Annotated in this window: 18 protein-coding genes; 10 read left to right on the top strand and 8 right to left on the bottom strand. The window is 71.8% G+C overall.

Going from position 1 to position 16,332, the window contains the following annotated elements; translation table 11 throughout:
• Positions 1-8: 8 nt before the first annotated feature.
• Positions 9-1,025, bottom strand: coding sequence for a DMT family transporter (locus tag J2S59_RS02385; protein ID WP_246360047.1), 1,017 nt, complete (start codon positions 1,023-1,025; stop codon positions 9-11).
• A gap of 79 nt (positions 1,026-1,104) precedes the next feature.
• Here J2S59_RS02385 and J2S59_RS02380 point away from each other — a divergent pair, with 79 nt between their 5' ends.
• Positions 1,105-1,290 (top strand): hypothetical protein, encoded by a 186-nt coding sequence (locus J2S59_RS02380; protein WP_068116598.1) that lies wholly within the window; start codon positions 1,105-1,107, stop codon positions 1,288-1,290.
• 6 nt (positions 1,291-1,296) lie between these two features.
• On the opposite strand, the gene J2S59_RS02375 is transcribed toward J2S59_RS02380, so the two are convergent.
• Positions 1,297-1,974 (bottom strand): winged helix-turn-helix domain-containing protein, encoded by a 678-nt coding sequence (locus tag J2S59_RS02375; protein ID WP_068116596.1) that lies wholly within the window; start codon positions 1,972-1,974, stop codon positions 1,297-1,299.
• Positions 1,971-3,119, bottom strand: a complete 1,149-nt coding sequence (locus J2S59_RS02370) for a sensor histidine kinase (RefSeq protein ID WP_068116594.1) — start codon at positions 3,117-3,119, stop codon at positions 1,971-1,973. The genes J2S59_RS02375 and J2S59_RS02370 overlap by 4 nt, the downstream gene beginning before the upstream one ends.
• A 124-nt stretch (positions 3,120-3,243) precedes the next feature.
• Between J2S59_RS02370 and phoU the strand changes: the two genes are divergently transcribed.
• Positions 3,244-3,897 (top strand): phosphate signaling complex protein PhoU, encoded by a 654-nt coding sequence (phoU, locus tag J2S59_RS02365; RefSeq protein ID WP_068116604.1) that lies wholly within the window; start codon positions 3,244-3,246, stop codon positions 3,895-3,897.
• Between the two features lie 392 nt (positions 3,898-4,289).
• On the opposite strand, the gene J2S59_RS02360 is transcribed toward phoU, so the two are convergent.
• The 3 genes from J2S59_RS02360 to J2S59_RS02350 all read right to left on the bottom strand — a co-directional run bounded on the left by J2S59_RS02360 (position 4,290) and on the right by J2S59_RS02350 (position 6,431).
• The gene (locus J2S59_RS02360) at positions 4,290-5,048 is read right to left on the bottom strand and encodes a phosphoglyceromutase (protein WP_068116592.1); all 759 of its coding nucleotides are present in this window, start codon (positions 5,046-5,048) and stop codon (positions 4,290-4,292) included.
• Positions 5,048-5,638 (bottom strand): hypothetical protein, encoded by a 591-nt coding sequence (locus J2S59_RS02355; RefSeq protein ID WP_068116590.1) that lies wholly within the window; start codon positions 5,636-5,638, stop codon positions 5,048-5,050. The genes J2S59_RS02360 and J2S59_RS02355 overlap by 1 nt, the downstream gene beginning before the upstream one ends.
• Before the next feature lie 73 nt (positions 5,639-5,711).
• On the bottom strand, positions 5,712-6,431 hold the full coding sequence (locus J2S59_RS02350) for a UbiA family prenyltransferase (RefSeq protein WP_306824772.1): 720 nt from the start codon (positions 6,429-6,431) through the stop codon (positions 5,712-5,714).
• Positions 6,432-6,632: 201 nt separating this feature from the next.
• On the opposite strand from J2S59_RS02350, the gene J2S59_RS02345 reads away from it, so the two are divergent.
• Complete coding sequence (locus J2S59_RS02345) at positions 6,633-7,118, top strand: CarD family transcriptional regulator (protein ID WP_068121566.1); 486 nt, start codon at positions 6,633-6,635, stop codon at positions 7,116-7,118.
• 137 nt (positions 7,119-7,255) lie between these two features.
• A complete protein-coding gene (locus J2S59_RS02340) occupies positions 7,256-8,173 on the top strand; it encodes a siderophore-interacting protein (RefSeq protein WP_068121569.1) in 918 nt (305 codons plus the stop codon).
• 82 nt (positions 8,174-8,255) lie between these two features.
• On the opposite strand, the gene J2S59_RS02335 is transcribed toward J2S59_RS02340, so the two are convergent.
• Positions 8,256-9,182 (bottom strand): alpha/beta fold hydrolase, encoded by a 927-nt coding sequence (locus J2S59_RS02335; RefSeq protein ID WP_306824771.1) that lies wholly within the window; start codon positions 9,180-9,182, stop codon positions 8,256-8,258.
• Positions 9,183-9,325: 143 nt separating this feature from the next.
• Between J2S59_RS02335 and J2S59_RS02330 the strand changes: the two genes are divergently transcribed.
• Positions 9,326-10,144 (top strand): MerR family transcriptional regulator, encoded by an 819-nt coding sequence (locus tag J2S59_RS02330; protein ID WP_306824770.1) that lies wholly within the window; start codon positions 9,326-9,328, stop codon positions 10,142-10,144.
• Positions 10,141-10,632 carry a 2-C-methyl-D-erythritol 2,4-cyclodiphosphate synthase gene (ispF, locus tag J2S59_RS02325; protein ID WP_068124507.1) on the top strand — a complete coding sequence of 164 codons (492 nt, stop codon included), beginning with the start codon at positions 10,141-10,143 and terminating at the stop codon, positions 10,630-10,632. Before J2S59_RS02330 ends, ispF begins: the two co-directional genes overlap by 4 nt.
• Before the next feature lie 19 nt (positions 10,633-10,651).
• On the opposite strand, the gene J2S59_RS02320 is transcribed toward ispF, so the two are convergent.
• Entirely contained in the window at positions 10,652-12,205 is a 1,554-nt protein-coding gene (locus tag J2S59_RS02320; RefSeq protein ID WP_306824769.1) for a molybdopterin-dependent oxidoreductase, read from the bottom strand.
• Between the two features lie 94 nt (positions 12,206-12,299).
• On the opposite strand from J2S59_RS02320, the gene J2S59_RS02315 reads away from it, so the two are divergent.
• The 4 genes from J2S59_RS02315 to J2S59_RS02300 are packed head-to-tail and all read left to right on the top strand — an operon-like array spanning position 12,300 to position 16,331.
• Positions 12,300-12,947 carry a TetR/AcrR family transcriptional regulator gene (locus J2S59_RS02315; protein WP_181642649.1) on the top strand — a complete coding sequence of 216 codons (648 nt, stop codon included), beginning with the start codon at positions 12,300-12,302 and terminating at the stop codon, positions 12,945-12,947.
• A complete protein-coding gene (locus J2S59_RS02310; protein ID WP_068124983.1) occupies positions 12,944-14,173 on the top strand; it encodes a cytochrome P450 in 1,230 nt (409 codons plus the stop codon). The genes J2S59_RS02315 and J2S59_RS02310 overlap by 4 nt, the downstream gene beginning before the upstream one ends.
• Positions 14,173-14,958: an SDR family oxidoreductase gene (locus J2S59_RS02305; RefSeq protein WP_068124981.1), complete on the top strand. Its 786-nt coding sequence runs from the start codon at positions 14,173-14,175 to the stop codon at positions 14,956-14,958. Before J2S59_RS02310 ends, J2S59_RS02305 begins: the two co-directional genes overlap by 1 nt.
• Positions 14,955-16,331, top strand: coding sequence for a cytochrome P450 (locus J2S59_RS02300; RefSeq protein WP_306824768.1), 1,377 nt, complete (start codon positions 14,955-14,957; stop codon positions 16,329-16,331). The genes J2S59_RS02305 and J2S59_RS02300 overlap by 4 nt, the downstream gene beginning before the upstream one ends.
• Position 16,332: the final 1 nt, after the last annotated feature.

Genomic DNA, 16,332 nt, shown 5'->3' with positions numbered 1-16,332 from the left:
GGCCGAGGTTAGTCCCTGAGAGTGCTGACGGGCCCGGGTTCCTCGGCCTCGACCTCGGTCGCCGCAGCACTCTCGACCACGGGCGGGACGCTGCCCGGGCGGCGCCGGGCGAGCAGCACACCCGCGACGCACAGCGCGCCGCCGAGGTACGCCGCCGCGGGCGGCACCTCACTGAGCAGGACCCACGCGATGGCGATGGTCAGCACCGGCACCAGGAACGTCAGCACGGCCAGCCGGGAGGCGTCGGAGAACCGCAGCGCGTAGGCCCAGGTGGAGAACGCGATCGCGGTGGGGAACAGGCCGAGGTAGACGATCCACAGCAGCGTGGCGGCGTCGGCCTCGCGGACCGTGGTGACGAGCTCCCCGGCCCAGGGGAGGCAGACGACTGCGCCGATCAGGCAGGCCAGCCAGGTCACCTCGAGCGCGGGCAGCCGACCGACCAGCGGCTTCTCCGTGAGGATCCCGAGCGCGTACGTCGCCGCGGCCAGCAGCCCCAGCAGGACCCCGATGACGTCACCGGCGCCGTCGCGCGAGATCGCCGTCCCGATGATCGCGACGCCGCCGAGGGCGACGAGGACGCCGGTGAGGGTCCAGCGCGTGAACACCTCGCCGAGGAACACTGCGGCGAGCACCGCCACCAGCAGCGGCCCGACCTGCACCAGCATCGCGGCCGTGCCGGCGTCGATGCGTCGCTCGGACTCGTTGAGGGCGAGGTTGTAGACGCCGAACCACATCGCGCCGCACGCCAGCATGAGCGTCCACTGCGCGCGACCGCGCGGCCAGCGCTGCTTGCCCGTCGCCGGGGAGTCCTGGTCCGTGCTGGGGGCGGCGGCACCGGGGCGGCGTACGGCAAGCAGGAGGCCGAGCGCGAGCGCGGCGACCAGGAGCCGACCCAGGCTGAGCGCACCCGGACCGACGCTCTCGCCGAGGTGCCGGATCGCGACGAACGCCGAGGCCCACAGCAGCAGCGTGGTGGTCGCGGCGGCTGCCGGCAGCCACCGGCGCAGGGGGACGGGAGTGCTCACGGCCAGACGCTAGTGCCCGCGTGGGCTCCCGGTCACTTCGTTATGTGCCTTCGGGTTGCTGGGCGGGTATCCCTGTCCCATGAGCACTCACACTTCCGAAGAGTTCGAGGGCGACGAGCACAACGAGGACTTCGCGGAGAACGTCGCCAAGCCCGACGAGGAGCGCGAGGTCGGCATCGCCGATGAGGACCTGCCCGACGACGTCCGGCCCTCCGACGACAACCCGCTCGCGCAGGACCCGGAGCCGGACGTGCCCGACGCCTGAGGGGGACTAGAGCTCGAGCTTGTAGCCGAGCCCGCGGACCGTGACCAGGTAGCGCGGTTGCGCCGGCTCGGGCTCGAGCTTCGCGCGCAACCGCTTCACGTGGACGTCGAGGGTCTTGGTGTCGCCGACGTAGTCGGAGCCCCACACGCGGTCGATGAGCTGTCCGCGGGTGAGCACACGCCCGGGATTGCGCAGGAACATCTCCAGCAGCTCGAACTCCTTGAGCGGCAGGCGTACCTCCTCACCGTCGATCGTGACCTGGTGGCGCTCGACGTCCATGCGCACCGGACCGGCCTCGAGGGTCGGCGGGGCGAGGTCGGGCTCGACGCCGCGGCGCAGCACCGCCCGGATCCGAGCGACCAGCTCGCGGGGGGAGTACGGCTTGGTGACGTAGTCGTCAGCGCCGAGCTCGAGGCCGACCACCTTGTCGACCTCATCGTCCTTCGCGCTCACCATGATCACCGGGACGCTGGAGGTCTGCCGGATCTGGCGGCACACCTCGGTGCCGGGGAGGCCGGGCAGCATCAGGTCGAGGAGCACGATGTCGGCGCCGTTGCGGTCGAACTCGGTCAGGGCGTCGGGGCCGGTCGTCGCGATCGCGACATCGAAGCCCTCCTTGCGCAGCATGTAGGCGAGGGCGTCGCTGTAGCTCTCTTCATCCTCGACGACGAGAACGCGGGTCACGGGGCAGCCTCCTGCGCAGGTGCGGACTGGATCTTCGCGGGGAGCGACAGGGTGAACGTCGACCCGTGCCCCTCCTCGGACCATACGGCCACGTCGCCGCCGTGGGACGCGACGACGTGCTTGACGATGGACAGGCCCAGGCCGGTGCCGCCGGTGGAGCGGTGCCGCGCGGGGTCGACGCGGTAGAAGCGCTCGAAGATCCGGTCGATCTCGTGCGAGGGGATGCCGATGCCCTGGTCGGTGACGGCGATCTCGACGGTGCTGTCGCGGGTCGCCACCCCGACCGCCACGGTGGCGGACTCGGGGGAGTAGGTCACCGCGTTCGTCACCAGGTTCGACAGCGCGACGACGAGCTGGTCGGCGTTGCCGAGCAGCTGGACGCCGGTCTCGCCGGCGCGCAGGATCGTCACCGCGCGGGCCTCGGCGTCGGTGCTCGCGGCGTCGATGGCGCGCTCGACGACCTCGTCGACCGACACCACGCGCGGCTCATCGATCGGGTCGTCGCCCTGCAGGCGCGAGAGCTCGATGATCTGCTGCACCAGCCGGCCGAGGCGCTCGGACTCGCGGTGCATGCGTCCGGCGAACCGGTGCACGGCCTCCGGGTCGTCCGCGGCCTCCTGCACCGCCTCGGCGAGCAGCCGGATCGCGCCCACGGGGGTCTTGAGCTCGTGGGAGACGTTGGCGACGAAGTCGCGGCGTACGGACTCGACGCGGCGCTCGCGGGTGCGGTCCTCGACCAGGACCAGCACGAGCCGGGAGGTCAGCGGCGCCACCCGCGCGGTGACCGTGCGCGGCGTACCTCCTCCCGGGCGGGCGATGACGAGTTCCGTCTCCCGGATCTGGCCGTCGCGGCGTACCTCCCGGACGAGCTCGACGAGCTCGTCGACGGTCAGCTCGTCGTTGCGGACCAGCCCCAGGGCGTACGCCGGAGCAGACGCCTTCAGGACGGTGTCGGCCTCGTCGACCACCAGGGCGCTCGAGCGGAGGACCGCGAGCGTGGCGGCGACGCCGGCGGGCACCACCGGCTCCTCGACCGGGTCGGGGCCGTGCTGCTGGACCTCGCTGACCCGCCACGCGAGGACGACGCCGCCGCCGAGCACTGCGCCGAGCAGCGCGAAGAGGAGGGCTTGGGTCGTCGGGTCCACAATTCCTGATCGTACGCACGGATTCACCGGGCGTTCGGCCGTGCAGACGGGCCGTCAGCGACTGTTCATCCGACGTTCACGGATCGTCGCCGACTGTCCACCTGGAGTGCGTAGCGTGCTCGCCATGCGTGAGGCCTATACCGACCAGCTCGACTCCATCCTCGACGACCTGGTGATCATGACCCACCAGGTGAAGCGTGCCGTGTCGCGCGCGACCGTGGCGCTGCTCTCCGGCGACGCCGCGGTGGCCGAGGAGGTGATCAGCGGTGACGCCGACATCGACAGCGCCCGCGAGAAGATCGAGGAGAAGAGCTTCGAGCTGCTCGCCCTGCAGCAGCCTGTCGCCGGCGACCTCCGCCAGCTCGTGGCCGGCCTGCGGATGGTCGCCGAGCTCGAGCGGATGGGTGACCTGTCGGTCCACATCGCCAAGGTCGCGCGCCTGCGGACGCCCAACATCGCCGTGCCCGAGTCGATGGAGCCGATGTTCCGCCAGATGGCCTCGGTCGCCCAGCAGATGGTCAGCAAGGTCGCCGTCGTCATCGCCGAGCGCGACGTCGACGAGGCCGCCGAGCTCGAGCGGGCCGACGAGGAGATGGACAAGCTGCGGCGCAAGTCGTTCGCCAAGATCCTCGACGAGGACTGGGAGTACGGCGTCGAGCCGGCCATCGACATCGCCCTGCTGGGTCGCTACTACGAGCGCATCGCCGACCACGCCGTCTCCCTCGGTCGCCGGGTCGTCTTCCTCGTCACCGGCGAGCACCCCGTCTCCGAGGACTGAGCAGAACGGTCTTCGGCCGCAGTTTCACCGCCCGTGCCACGACACGCCCGCTGCGCGAACGAAACTGTCGCGCTCGGCGCCCGGTTTCGTTCGGCCAGTGGTAGGGGTGGGGCGCGAGGGATGTGCGCTCGCGGTTCCGTGTCTGCCCGGACGGGTCGGGGCGACCCGCACCCACGGCGTACGGCGGGGGTGGTGGCGCGCTGCGGGCCAGGACCTGCGGCATGCCGGAGCACCGGGCCCGGGCTACGGGACCTCGACCCGCGGGCGCCGTACCACTGGTCCCACGCGCACCACTCGTCGACCGAAACCGGGCGTTCGGCCTGGCAGTTTCGTTCGACGAGCGGGCGTGTCGGTAGTCGGGCGGTGAAACTGCCCGCCTCCTAGCCCCTAGCTCAGCGGCCCTGGCTGGCGACGGCGGCGATGGCGTCGGCGGCGGCGTCGGGGTCGAGGTACTCGCCGCCGGTGGTGAGCGGGCGCATGTCCTCACCGAGGCGGTAGACGAGCGGGATGCCGGTGGGGATGTTGAGGCCGACCACGGCCTCCTCGGACATGCCGTCGAGGTGCTTGACCAGCGCGCGCAGCGAGTTGCCGTGGGCGGCGACGCAGACCGTGTTGCCGGCGCGCAGGTCGGGGACGATCGCGTCGTACCAGTACGGCAGCATCCGCACCATCACGTCGGCCAGGCACTCGGTGCGCGGGCGCGCCTCGTCGGGGAGGTCGGCGTAGCGCGGGTCGTCGCTCTGCGCGAACTCGTCGGCGTCGTCGATCGGCGGCGGCGGGGTGTCGTAGGAGCGGCGCCAGAGCATGAACTGCTCCTCGCCGTACTCCTCCAGCGTGGCCTTCTTGTCCTTGCCCTGGAGCGCGCCGTAGTGGCGCTCGTTGAGCCGCCACGAGCGACGCACCGGCACCCAGTGCCGCTCGGAGGCGTCCAGCGCGAGCTGAGCGGTCGTGATCGCGCGCCGCAGCAGGGAGGTGTGCAGGACGTCGGGCAGGACGCCGGCCTCGGCCATCAGGCGACCTCCGCGCACGGCCTCCGCGCGGCCCTTCTCGGTCAGGGCCACGTCGACCCAGCCGGTGAAGAGGTTCGCGGCGTTCCACTCGCTCTCGCCGTGGCGGAGCAGGACCAGGGTGTAGGGCGCCTGCGCGGACATCAGGGCTCGAGCCCGCCGGTCTCGGACTCGTCCTCGGTCTCGTTGATCGGGCCCTCGTCGTCCTCGACCACGGCCTCGTCGTCCTGGCCCTCGGGCTCGGAGTCGTCACCGACGGTGGGGATCTCGACGGCGGCGAAGTCGCCGGCACGGGCGACCACGGGCACGTCCATGGTCACGGGCTCGCCGCGCTGGAACCCGATGGTCACGCGGACGATGTTGCCGGCCCGGATCCGGTCGCCGGCGACGAGCACACCGCCACCCTCGTCGAGCAGCACCAGGCCGCCCGCGGGCACCTCGACCTCGGCGGTCGGGGTGAACGACAGACCGGTGTCGGCGTCTGCGCCGCTCATGTTGGCGAGGCCGTCGGCCTCCTCGAGGTCGTTGTTGGCGAGACCGGCGATGAAGACGCCGTTGCCGTCCTCCTCGGACACGATCACCGCGTGCAGCACGTCGACCGAGCTGCTGCGGTCGTTGGTGCCCACGCCCGGCGTGTAGACCTGGTCGGTCGGGTATTCGCCGCAGGCGGCCAGGGCGGGCGCACCCAGCAGGAGCGCGGCGGCAGCGAGGGTACGGCGCCAGGTCTTCGTCACGGGGAGTTCCTCCAGGGCAGGGCGGACGTGCGGTCGAAGCCTACCGATCCCGCGCCCGCGTGGCGCACCAGGCTCAGCCCTGGATCAATCCGACGGTCATCACCGCGATCACCAACCCGGCCAGCACCAGCGCCACGAAGACGGTGGTCAGCCACAGCAGGGGCACCGCACCGATCTTCAGCGCGACGCGCAGGGGCAGGTGGCGCAGCCCCGACTGGTTGTCCTCGACCAGGTCGTTGAGGGTGGCGGCGAAGTGCAGTCCCACGCCGAGCAGCGCCGCCAGCACCACCATCGCGACAGTGGGCGGGCCGCCGTGCACACCGCCACCCCACCCGCCGTACGAGAGGAACGCGGGCAGCAGGCCGAACCCGACAGCCCAGGGGAGCCAGGAGAGCCAGGTGCGCCGCAGGAAGAGGTCGGACAACGCACCGCAGGCCAGCGACCCGAGGTACGCCGCACCGGCTGCGGTGCCGTTGGAGATCGCCAGCGGCACGACCAGCAGGACGCCGCAGGAGGCGGCGAACGCGACCGTGCCGGGGTCGATCCACCCCATCGCGATCGGCTTGCGGGGCCGGCCGAGGTCGTGGTCGCGCTGGCGGTCGAGCACGTCGTTGAACCACCCGAGCACCGCCTGGCCCGTCAGGACGGTCAGGGCGACGAGGGCCACCTCGTTGCCGCTGCGTCCCGCCAGCGCCGCAGCCGCGGCGAGGGCAGCCGCCATCGCCAGGGCGCGCACGGGGTGGGCGGTCAGGACGAGCGTGACCGCGGTGCCGCGCCGGCGGGTGTAGAGCATGGCCCGCAGTATCGACCACCGAGGGCCCCGTGGACCGTCCCGACACGGCCACGGCGGGTCGCCAGTGCTGTTCCTCTGACCCCGCCCAGCATGGTCCAGATGCTTCTGTCAAGCCCTCAATGTGCCTCTGACCTGCGCAAACGCTGTCCGCGCCGTCCAGAAGACGTGTTAGACTAGTCACCTGAAAGGGGTACTCTGCACATGACTTTTACCGTCGGTGAAACGGTCGTTTATCCAAATCACGGGGCTGCGGTCATCGAGGACATCGAGACTCGGCAGATCAAGGGGGAGGACAAGCAGTACCTCGTTCTCCGCATCGTCGCACAGCAGGACCTGGTCGTCCGGGTCCCCGCTCACAACCTCGACCTGGTCGGGGTGCGCGATGTGGTGGACAAGGAGGGCCTGGACCGCGTCTTCGACGTGCTGCGCGCTGAGCACACCGAGGAGCCGACCAACTGGTCACGCCGCTACAAGGCCAACATGGAGAAGCTGCACTCGGGCGACGTGATCAAGGTGGCCGAGGTCGTGCGCGACCTGTGGCGCCGGGAGCGTGACCGCGGACTCTCCGCCGGTGAGAAGCGGATGCTGGCCAAGGCGCGCCAGATCCTGGTCTCCGAACTGGCGCTCGCCGAGCGCACCAACGAGGACAAGGCCGAGACGATCCTCGACGAGGTTCTCGCCTCCTGATCCCTCCCGGGGGGTCTCCCCGCACCGCGTTCTGAACCGCCTTTCGACGGCCTCGACCCGCCCGGGTCGAGGCCGTCGGCATGTTCACGCCGACACAGGGCTAGCGGTAGCAAGTTAGGGATGCCTATCCTTCAGTGGTGACCGTACTCACCCAAGCGGCCCCCTGGCGGTTCTTCGACGCCCACGTCGTCGCCGTGCAGGCGCTGAGCCCCAGCTTCGTCCGCATCACGCTGCGTGGACCCGACCTGGCCGACTTCGCCGACAACGGTCTCGACCAGCGCTTCAAGCTGCTGCTCCCGGCCGCCGACGGTGGCTTCACGCACCTGCCGCGTGCGGAGGACTGGTACGCCGGGTGGCGCGCGCTGCCCGACGCTCAGCGTCCTGCGCTGCGCACCTACACGGTCCGCGCCGTGCGGCCGGAGGCCCACGAGGTCGATGTCGACATGGTGCGCCACGGTCTGACCGGCCCGGCGTCGACGTTCGCCGAGCGCGCGGCGATCGGCGATGAAGTCGTGCTGCTGGGACCGAACGCACGCTTCGACGGCCCGCACGGCGGGCTGGAGTTCCGCCCGCCCGCCGACCACCTCGGCCCCTACCTCCTGGCGGGCGACGAGACGGCCGTGCCCGCGATCGCGGTGATCCTCGAGCAGCTGCCCGAGCAGGCGTACGGCGAGGTGGTCCTCGAGGTGCCGCACGCCGAGGACCGCTTGCCGCTGGTCGCTCCGCCGCAGCTGCGGATCACGTGGGTCGCGCGGGAGGGGGCGCCGTACGGCTCCGCGCTGACCCCGGCCGTCATCGCCGCGGTCGAGGACCTCGACCTGCCGGCGCTGCTCGTCGGTCAGGACGTCGAGGAGACCGGTGCGGCTGACGACGAGGTGCTCTGGGACGTGCCGGAGGCGGCGGCGGGCGACGCCGCACCGAGCCTCTACGCCTGGCTCGCCGGCGAGGCTCGCTCGATCACCGGCCTGCGCCGCCACCTGGTCCGCGAGGTCGGCGTCGACAAGCGCGCAGTGGCGTTCATGGGCTACTGGCGCCAGGGCGTCTCCGGCTCCTGAACCCCACCGAACCCACGTCACTCCCCTACGTGAGCGTCGTGTGCGGCGTCGGCCGACGACGCTCACGTAGGGGAGTGATGGATCAGGCGGCGTACGTCGAGTCCCGCGCGGCGAGGGCGTCGCGGACCAGGTCGACGAGCGCCTCGGAGACCACGAAGTCGCGCTCGAGCGGCAGGTAGTGCCCCGCACCCGGGATGATGCTCAACCGACAGCCGGGGATCGCCTCGGCGAGGCGGGTGGCGTGCGCGGGTGGCGTCAGCAGGTCCTTGGAGCCGACCAGCACGTGGGTCGGGGTGCCGGCCAGCGCTGCCAGCGCGTCGATCCGGTCATGGCGCATCAGGTCGCGGTAGTAGCCGCACATCGACTCCGGGTGGGTGTTGATCAACCCGTTCACCGCATGGCGTACGTCGATGCGGCGCGCGCCGGGCGCGAGGAGGAACTTGCGGGCGATCAGGGTCTCGGTGACGGGGTGCCGCCGCCGCTGGCGTCGGCTCAGCATGCGGGCGCGCGCGGCCAGGATCGTCGGCAGCTGCGGGCGCAGCAGATCACCGGCTCCGGCAGGCAACCCGAGGGTCACGGTGTCGAGCTGACCGGACGAGGTCGCGACGAACGCGACGCCGCGGACCCGCCCCTCGGCACCGAAGAGCTCGGGCCGTCGGGCCGCGAGCGCCATGATCGTCATCCCGCCCAGGGAGTGGCCTGCGAGCACGAGGTCACCCGTGGGGGCGTAGGCGTCGATCAGCTCCGCAAGGTCGTCGCCGAGGCGCTCGATCCGGGTCTCGGACTCCGGCACCCGGTCGGAGCGGCCATGCCCGCGGTGGTCGTAGCGCAACACCCGGATGGCGGAGCCGAACGTGCCGCGCAGGTCGAGTGTCTGGTAGCCCCACAGGGTGTGGTCGGAGGCCCAGCAGTGCGCCAGCACCACCGTGAGCGGCGTGTCCGATCCACTGGCGGGGGGTCCCTCGAGGTGGACGTGCAGGACCCGTCCGTCGTCGGTGGTGTGCTGCACCTGTCCTCCTCGCCGCGGCGTTCGCCGCCCGTCCGGTCCATGTGACATCGACGATGTCACATGGAGGGTGGCAGGCCTGCCCAGGGTGGTGTCAAGGGCCCGGCCAGGGGTGTGTGTCACGTCGAGGTGAGAGGATGCGCGGCGTGAACGCAGCCACGGAGCGCCCCGGCGACCGTGCGGCGGGCGGCACGGCGGGTCGGGGCGACCACCTCACCGTCGACCAGCTCGCCGCCGCGGTCGGCATGACGGTGCGCAACGTCCGCGCCTATGCCTCCCGCGGTCTGCTCTCCCCGCCCCGCCTGGTCGGTCGCACCGGCTACTACGGACCCGAGCACGTCAACCGGCTCCGGCTGATCCGCGACCTGCTGGAGCGCGGCTACACCCTCGCTGCGATCGAGCAGGCGCTGGAGCGCAACCCCCAGCTCTCCGACGCCCACGTGCTCGACCTGATGAACACGCTCGCCCACCCCCTCGGCCGTCCCGAGGAGCCCGAGGACATCGACGAGAAACTGCTCACCCACCTCGCGGGCGTCGACCACGACCCGGACTTCGTCCAGTCGTTGGTCGACATCGGTCTGCTCGAGCGCGTGGGGCCGACGACGGTGCGCATGCACCGCCCCGTGCTGGTGCGCGCCGGCGCCCAGGCGCTCGCGCTGGGCATGGAGCGCGACAGCGTGCTGTCGCTGTGGGCGCAGATCTCCGAGCACCTGCACGCCGTCGCGCAGGCCGCGGTGCAGACCTACCGCGACGAGATCTGGCGCCCCTTCAGTGAGGCCGGACTCCCGGAGGAGCAGTGGCCGGCGATGCTCTCGTCCATCGAGTCGATCCTCCCGGTCGTCTCCCAGGCGGTCCTGGCGATCTTCCGTGACGAGCTCAGCAGCGTGGTCGAGGAGGCCATGGGGGAGGAGATCGCTGCGCTCGGCGGCTCCGACGAGGCGGGCGGCGAGGTCGGCACCGCATGAGCGTCCCGCCCGTCCTCCCGCGCGTCGGCGTCGGCACCGACGTCCACCGGCTCGTGCCCGGCGTCCCCATGCACCTGGCCGGGCTGCACTGGCCCGAGGAGGACCACGGCCTCGAGGGCCACTCCGATGCCGACGTCGCCGCCCACGCGCTGTGTGACGCGCTGCTGTCCGCCGCAGGTCTCGGTGACCTCGGCCAGCACTTCGGCACCGCCGAGCCGCAGTGGGCCGGCGCCAGCGGGACGGCCCTGCTCGCCGAGACCGTACGCCGTGTGCGCGCGGCCGGCTTCGTGATCGGCAACGCTGCGGTCCAGGTGATCGGCAACCGGCCCCGCCTCGGTCCGCGGCGGGACGAGGCGCAGGCGGCGCTGAGTGCCGCGGTCGGGGCACCCGTGAGCCTGAGTGCGACCACCACCGACGGCCTCGGTCTCACCGGTCGTGGGGAGGGCGTCGCCGCGATCGCGACCGCGCTGGTCGTCCCGACGGCCTGAGCCGCCGCACGGCGAGGAGTCAGTCGGTGCTGAAGTCCACCTCGTGCCACCCCGTCGCACCGTCCGGCACCACGTCACGGCGTACGGCGGTCTGGGTGTAGCCCGAGCGGTCGGTCGCGCGGACGGTGACCAGGTGGTCACCGGCGGGTGCGTCCACCTCGACACGCCACTGGACCCAGGTGTCCTCGGAGCTCGGGCCGTCGGGCACCCCGCCGAGGCGTGCCGGCACCCAGGGGCCGCCGTCGACGCTGACCTCGACCCGCTCGATCCCGGTGTGCTGCGCCCAGGCGACACCCGCGACCGTCACCTTCCCCGCGGGCAGGCGGGTGCCGGACCGCGGGACGTCGATGCGCGACATCGTCCGCACCGGGCCCTCGGGGGACCACCCGCGCTGGGTCCAGTACGCCTCGACGTCGGCGAACCGGGTCACCTCCAGGTCGACCAGCCACTTGGTCGCCGACACATAGCCGTAGAGGCCCGGCACGACCATCCGCGCCGGGAAGCCGTGCTCGAGGGGGAGGGGCTCGCCGTTCATCGCCAGCGCCACGAGGGCGTTGCGCTCGTCGGTCAGCGCCGCGAGCGGGGTCGCGCAGGTCCAGCCGTCCTCGGAGGTCTGCAGCACGGCGTCGGCGCCGGGTCGCACCCCCGCCCGGGCGAGCAGCTCGGCGACGCGGACGCCGCCCCACCACGCGTTGCCGACCAGGTCGCCCCCGACGGGGTTCGACACGCAGCACAGCGTCACCCAGGCCTGGGTGAGCTCCATGGTGGCGAGCTCGTCGAAGCCCAGCACGATCTCGCGGTCGACCATGCCGTGGATGCGCAGCTGCCACTGCTCGGGGTCGATGGTCGGGACCGCGAGGGCGGTGTCGATGCGATAGAAGTCCGCGGCACGAGTGCGCCACGGCGCCGCGCCGTCCTCACGCAGATCCTCGAGGAGGTCGGCTCCGTCGGGTATCGCCCCCGCGGTCACGGGCAGCCGCACCAGGCGTCGCGTCGCCTCGACGGTGTCACGCGCCCGGCTGATCGCGCGTCCCGCGATCCCCGCGACCGCCGTGGCGGCCGCGACCGCGCCGACCCGCGCGAGCACGGTGCGACGGGTGCTTCCGGTCCCGCTCGCGCCGTCGGGACGCGGCGCGACAGCGGGGGTACGGCGCAACGGCGCGACCAGCAGGCCCAGTGCGACCAGCCACGCACCGGCACCGGCGACCACCGGCAGGAGATCCGCGCTGCCGGCGGCCGGGCGCGCGAGGGCCGCCAGCGCGCCGAAGACGGTGACGACGCCCACCGGGAGCGCGGACCAGCCCGCGCCGTACCCGGTCAGCACCCCGGCCAGCACCCCGGCGAGCAGGACGACGGCGAGGACCCCGCCGATCAGCAGCGGCTTGTCCCAGGTGCCGACGAGGCCGATGAGGAAGTCGGCGACCGGGCCTGGGGTGCGCTCGACGACCTCCTCACTGACCGCGACGACGGGGTGGACCCGCACGTGCAGCACAGCGCGCACGAGCTCTGCCGCGGCAACCGCGGCGATGGCCGCCAGCCCGCCGAGTGCTCCGCGTGCCCAAGGACTCCTCACCTGCTCATCGTGGCCGAGTGCCCCCAGCACGGCAATCGCGGGTTCTGCCGAACTGCTTGCCGCGGTCCACAGCGTTGACCTAATGTCTGGACACATGTCCAGTCAGCTGTCCGCCGCGCCTGTCGGCCCGGTCGCCGCGGTCCCCGGCGGGGCCTCCCACACGCGCCGCGAGCTGAACCCGCGCCAGGCCGACACCGTCGCCCGGGTGCTGGTCGCCGCCCACGAGGAGCTGCGGGCGGTCGGCTACGACCAGCTGACGATCCGCTCGGTGGCGGCGCGCGCCGGCGTCGCGCCGGCGACGGCGTACACCTACTTCGGCTCCAAGAACCACCTGGTCGCCGAGCTGTTCGCGCGGCGCATCGTCGAGCACATGGCCGACTACCTCGAGGCGCGGGCCCCGGACGCGACGGCCACCCCACTCGAGCGGGTCGTCGCGCTGGTGCACGAGGTGACCGGGTTCCTCGGCTCCGAGCCCGATCTCGCCCAGGCCGTCACGCCCGCCCTTCTCGGTAGCGACCCCGATGTGCAGCACCTTCGCCTGCGCATCGGTATGGGCTGGGCGGAGTGGTTCGCCGGGGCACTGGGCCCCGACCTGCAGGCCGAGCAGCCGGACCTGCTCGACGCCCTGATGCTGCTGCTCTCCGGCGGCCTGCTGCAGAGCGGCATGGGCCTGATGACCTACGCGCAGCTCGGCGAGCGGCTCACCCGGTCCGTTCGCGTGATGATGGAGGACTCCCGATGACCGCCGGTGCGACCCACCCCGACGCGCTCGTCCTGGACCCGTACGACTACGCCTTCCAGGACGACCCCTATCCGACCTACGCCCGGCTGCGGGCCGAGGCGCCGCTCTACTACAACGCCGACCTCGACTTCTGGGCTGTCACCCGGCACGCCGACGTCGCCGCCGCGTTCCGCGACGACGCGACGTTCTCCAACCGGATGGGCGTCTCGCTGGACGCCATCGCCTGGTCGCCGCACGCCTACAAGACGATGTCGTTCCTGGCGCTCGACGGCAAGGACCAGCAGCGGCTGCGCTCGCTGGTGTCCAAGGCGTTCACGCCGCGCCGGGTCCGCGAGCTGACGCCGCAGGTGCAGGCGTTGACCGAGAAGTACTTCGGCCTCGCGTTCGCCGACGGCGTCGAGCACGACTGGATCGGCGAGGTCGCCGGCCTGCTCCCGATGGACGTCATCTCCGAGATGATGGGTGTCCCCGAGGAGGACCGGGTCGAGGTACGCCGCCTCGCCGACCTCGTCGTCCACCGCGAGGAGGGCATCCGCGACGTCCCGCCCGCGGCCATGGAGGCCTCGGTCACCCTGATGACCTACTACGCCGGCATGGTCGAGCAGCGGCGCCGCCGACCCAGTGAGGACCTCACCTCTGCCCTGCTCGAGGCGGAGAACGACGGCGACCGGCTCAGCGACGAAGAGGTCATGGCCTTCCTCTTCCTCATGGTCGTCGCCGGCAACGAGACCACCACCAAGCTCCTCGGCAACGCGCTGTTCCACCTCGCGCAGCATCCCGAGCAGCAGGCGCAGGTGCTCGCCTCACCCGACGACACCTCGCTCGTCGTGCCGTGGATCGAGGAGACGTTGCGTCACGACACCTCCAGCCAGATGCTCGCGCGGCACCTGCTCCAGGACTACGAGCTCGATGGCGTCGTGGCCCCGGCCGGCTCGCGTGCGGTGCTGGTGATCGGCTCGGCCAACCGGGACGAGGACGTGTTCACGGACCCCACGCGCTTCGACCTGCACCGGCCCAAGGAGGAGCTCGCCAAGATTCTCTCCTTCGGGGGAGGCCGGCACTTCTGCCTCGGTGCCAACCTCGCCCGTCTCGAGGCGCGCATCGTGTTGGAGGAGTTCGTCCGCCGGGTGCGCGACTACGAGGTCGACGTCGACGGCGCCCGCCGGGTGCACTCGATCAGCGTCCGCGGCTTCGCGTCCCTGCCGATCACTGTGAGGTTGCGCTGATGAGCAAGCCCGCCCGCTACGCCCAGCCCGACCGCCGTCCGGCGGTCGTCACCGGTGCCTCGTCCGGCATCGGCGCCGCCACCGCCGAGGCGCTCGCGGCGCGCGGGTTTCCCGTCGCGCTCGGCGCCCGTCGCGCCGACCGGCTCGAGGAGCTCGCGACCCGCATCCGCGACGCCGGGGGCGAGGCCGTCGCACACTCTCTCGACCTCACCGACGCCGCCTCGGTGGAGGCGTTCGCCGCCAAGGTGACGGCCGACCTCGGGGAGGTCGAGGTCGTGGTGTCCAACGCAGGCTCCTTGTCGCCCGGCCGCATCCACGAGGCCGACCCGGAGCTGTTCAGCCGGCACCTCGACCTCAACATCGTCGGCGCGCAGCGCCTGTGCCGCACCTTCCTGCCAGGCATGCTCGAGCGGCAGCGGGGCGACATCTGCTTCGTCTCCTCCGACGTGGCCGTGCGGGCGCGACCGTTCATGACGTCGTACGCCGCCGGCAAGTGGGGGTTGGAGGGCATGGTCCACGCGCTGCAGATGGAGCTCGAGGGCACCGGTGTGCGCGCCAGCCTGGTCCGACCCGGACCCACGCACAGCGAGATGGGCTCCGACTGGACCCCCGACGAGGTCGACATGGTCATCAACGGCTGGGTGAAGTTCGGCCACGCCCGACACCAGCACTTCCTCAAGCCCACCGCGCTTGCCGAGGCGATCAGCACCGTCGTGTCCGCCCCGCGCGGCGTGCACCTCAACCTCGTCGAGGTCAACCCCGAAGCCCCTGTGGAGGAACGATGAGCGACACCCAGGCGACCCTGGACGCACTGCCCGGGGTCGAGGAGATCCCCGTGGTCTCCTACGCCGTCCCCGACGACGGCACCCGTCACCTCGCCGAGCTGCGCGTCGACCCGATCGCCCTACTCGACCGGGTGCGCACCGAGTGCGGCGACATCGGGCGGTTCTTCCTCGCCGACCGGCAGGTGGTGCTGGTGTCCGGCGCGGAGGCCAACGAGCAGTTCTTCCGCGCGCCGGACTCCCTCCTCGACCAGGGAGAGGCCTATCCGTTCATGACGCCGATCTTCGGGGAGGGCGTCGTCTTCGACGCCTCGCCGGAGCAGCGCCAGGAGATGCTCAAGAACCAAGCCCTCAAGGGCGACATGATGCGCGGTCACGCGACCACGATCGAGAACGAGATCCGCCGGATGGTGGCGGACTGGGGTGACGAGGGCGAGGTCGACCTGCTCGACTTCTTCGCCGAGCTCACGATCTACACGACCTCGGCGTGCCTCATCGGCAAGCCGTTCCGCGAGGAGCTCGACAGTCGGTTCGTCGAGGCCTACCACGACCTCGAGCGCGGCACCGACGCCATTGCCTATGTCGACCCCTACATGCCCGGTGTCGAGTCGTTCGAGATCCGTGACCGCGGCCGCGAGACCCTGGTCGGCCTCGTGCAGGCGATCATCGACAAGCGCATCGCCCGCGGCAAGGTCCCGCGCGAGGAGCGCGACCTGCTCGACGTCCTCATCTCCTTGGACATGGGCGCCGACTACATCACCGGTGTCTTCATCTCGATGATGTTCGCCGGTCACCACACGACCTCCGGCACCTCGGCCTGGACGCTGATCGAGCTGATGCGCGACCCCGACTACCTTGCCGAGGTCGTCGGCGAGCTCGACGAGCTGTACGCCGACGGCTCGGAGGTCTCCTTCCAGGCACTGCGCTCGATCCCCAAGCTCGAAGCGGCGCTCAAGGAGGCCCTGCGCCTGCACCCACCGCTGATCATCCTGCTGCGGGTCGCGCAGGAGGAGCTGGAGCTCGCCGGGCACCGCATCCCCGCCGGCACGATGGTCGGGGCCAGCCCCCGGGTCTCGAACCGGATGGCGGAGTCGTTCCCCGACCCCGAGCGGTTCGACCCGACGCGCTACCTCGACGGTCGCCAGGAGGACCGGGTCAACCAGTGGACCTGGATCCCGTTCGGCGCCGGTCGGCACCGCTGCGTCGGCAACGCGTTCGCGATGATGCAGATGAAGGCGATCTTCTCGGTGGTCCTGCGCGACTTCGAGTTCGAGATGACGCAACCGTCGGAGTCCTACCGCGACGACTTCTCCAAGATGGTCATCCAGCTCGAGCAGCCGTGCCGCGTGCGCTACCGCCGCCGCGCGGGGCGCTGAG

The organism is Nocardioides massiliensis (assembly GCF_030811215.1).
Lineage (GTDB): Bacteria > Actinomycetota > Actinomycetes > Propionibacteriales > Nocardioidaceae > Nocardioides_A > Nocardioides_A massiliensis.
The sequence above is the reverse complement of the archived record's forward strand: the minus strand, read 5'-3'. Positions and strand labels throughout refer to the sequence as shown.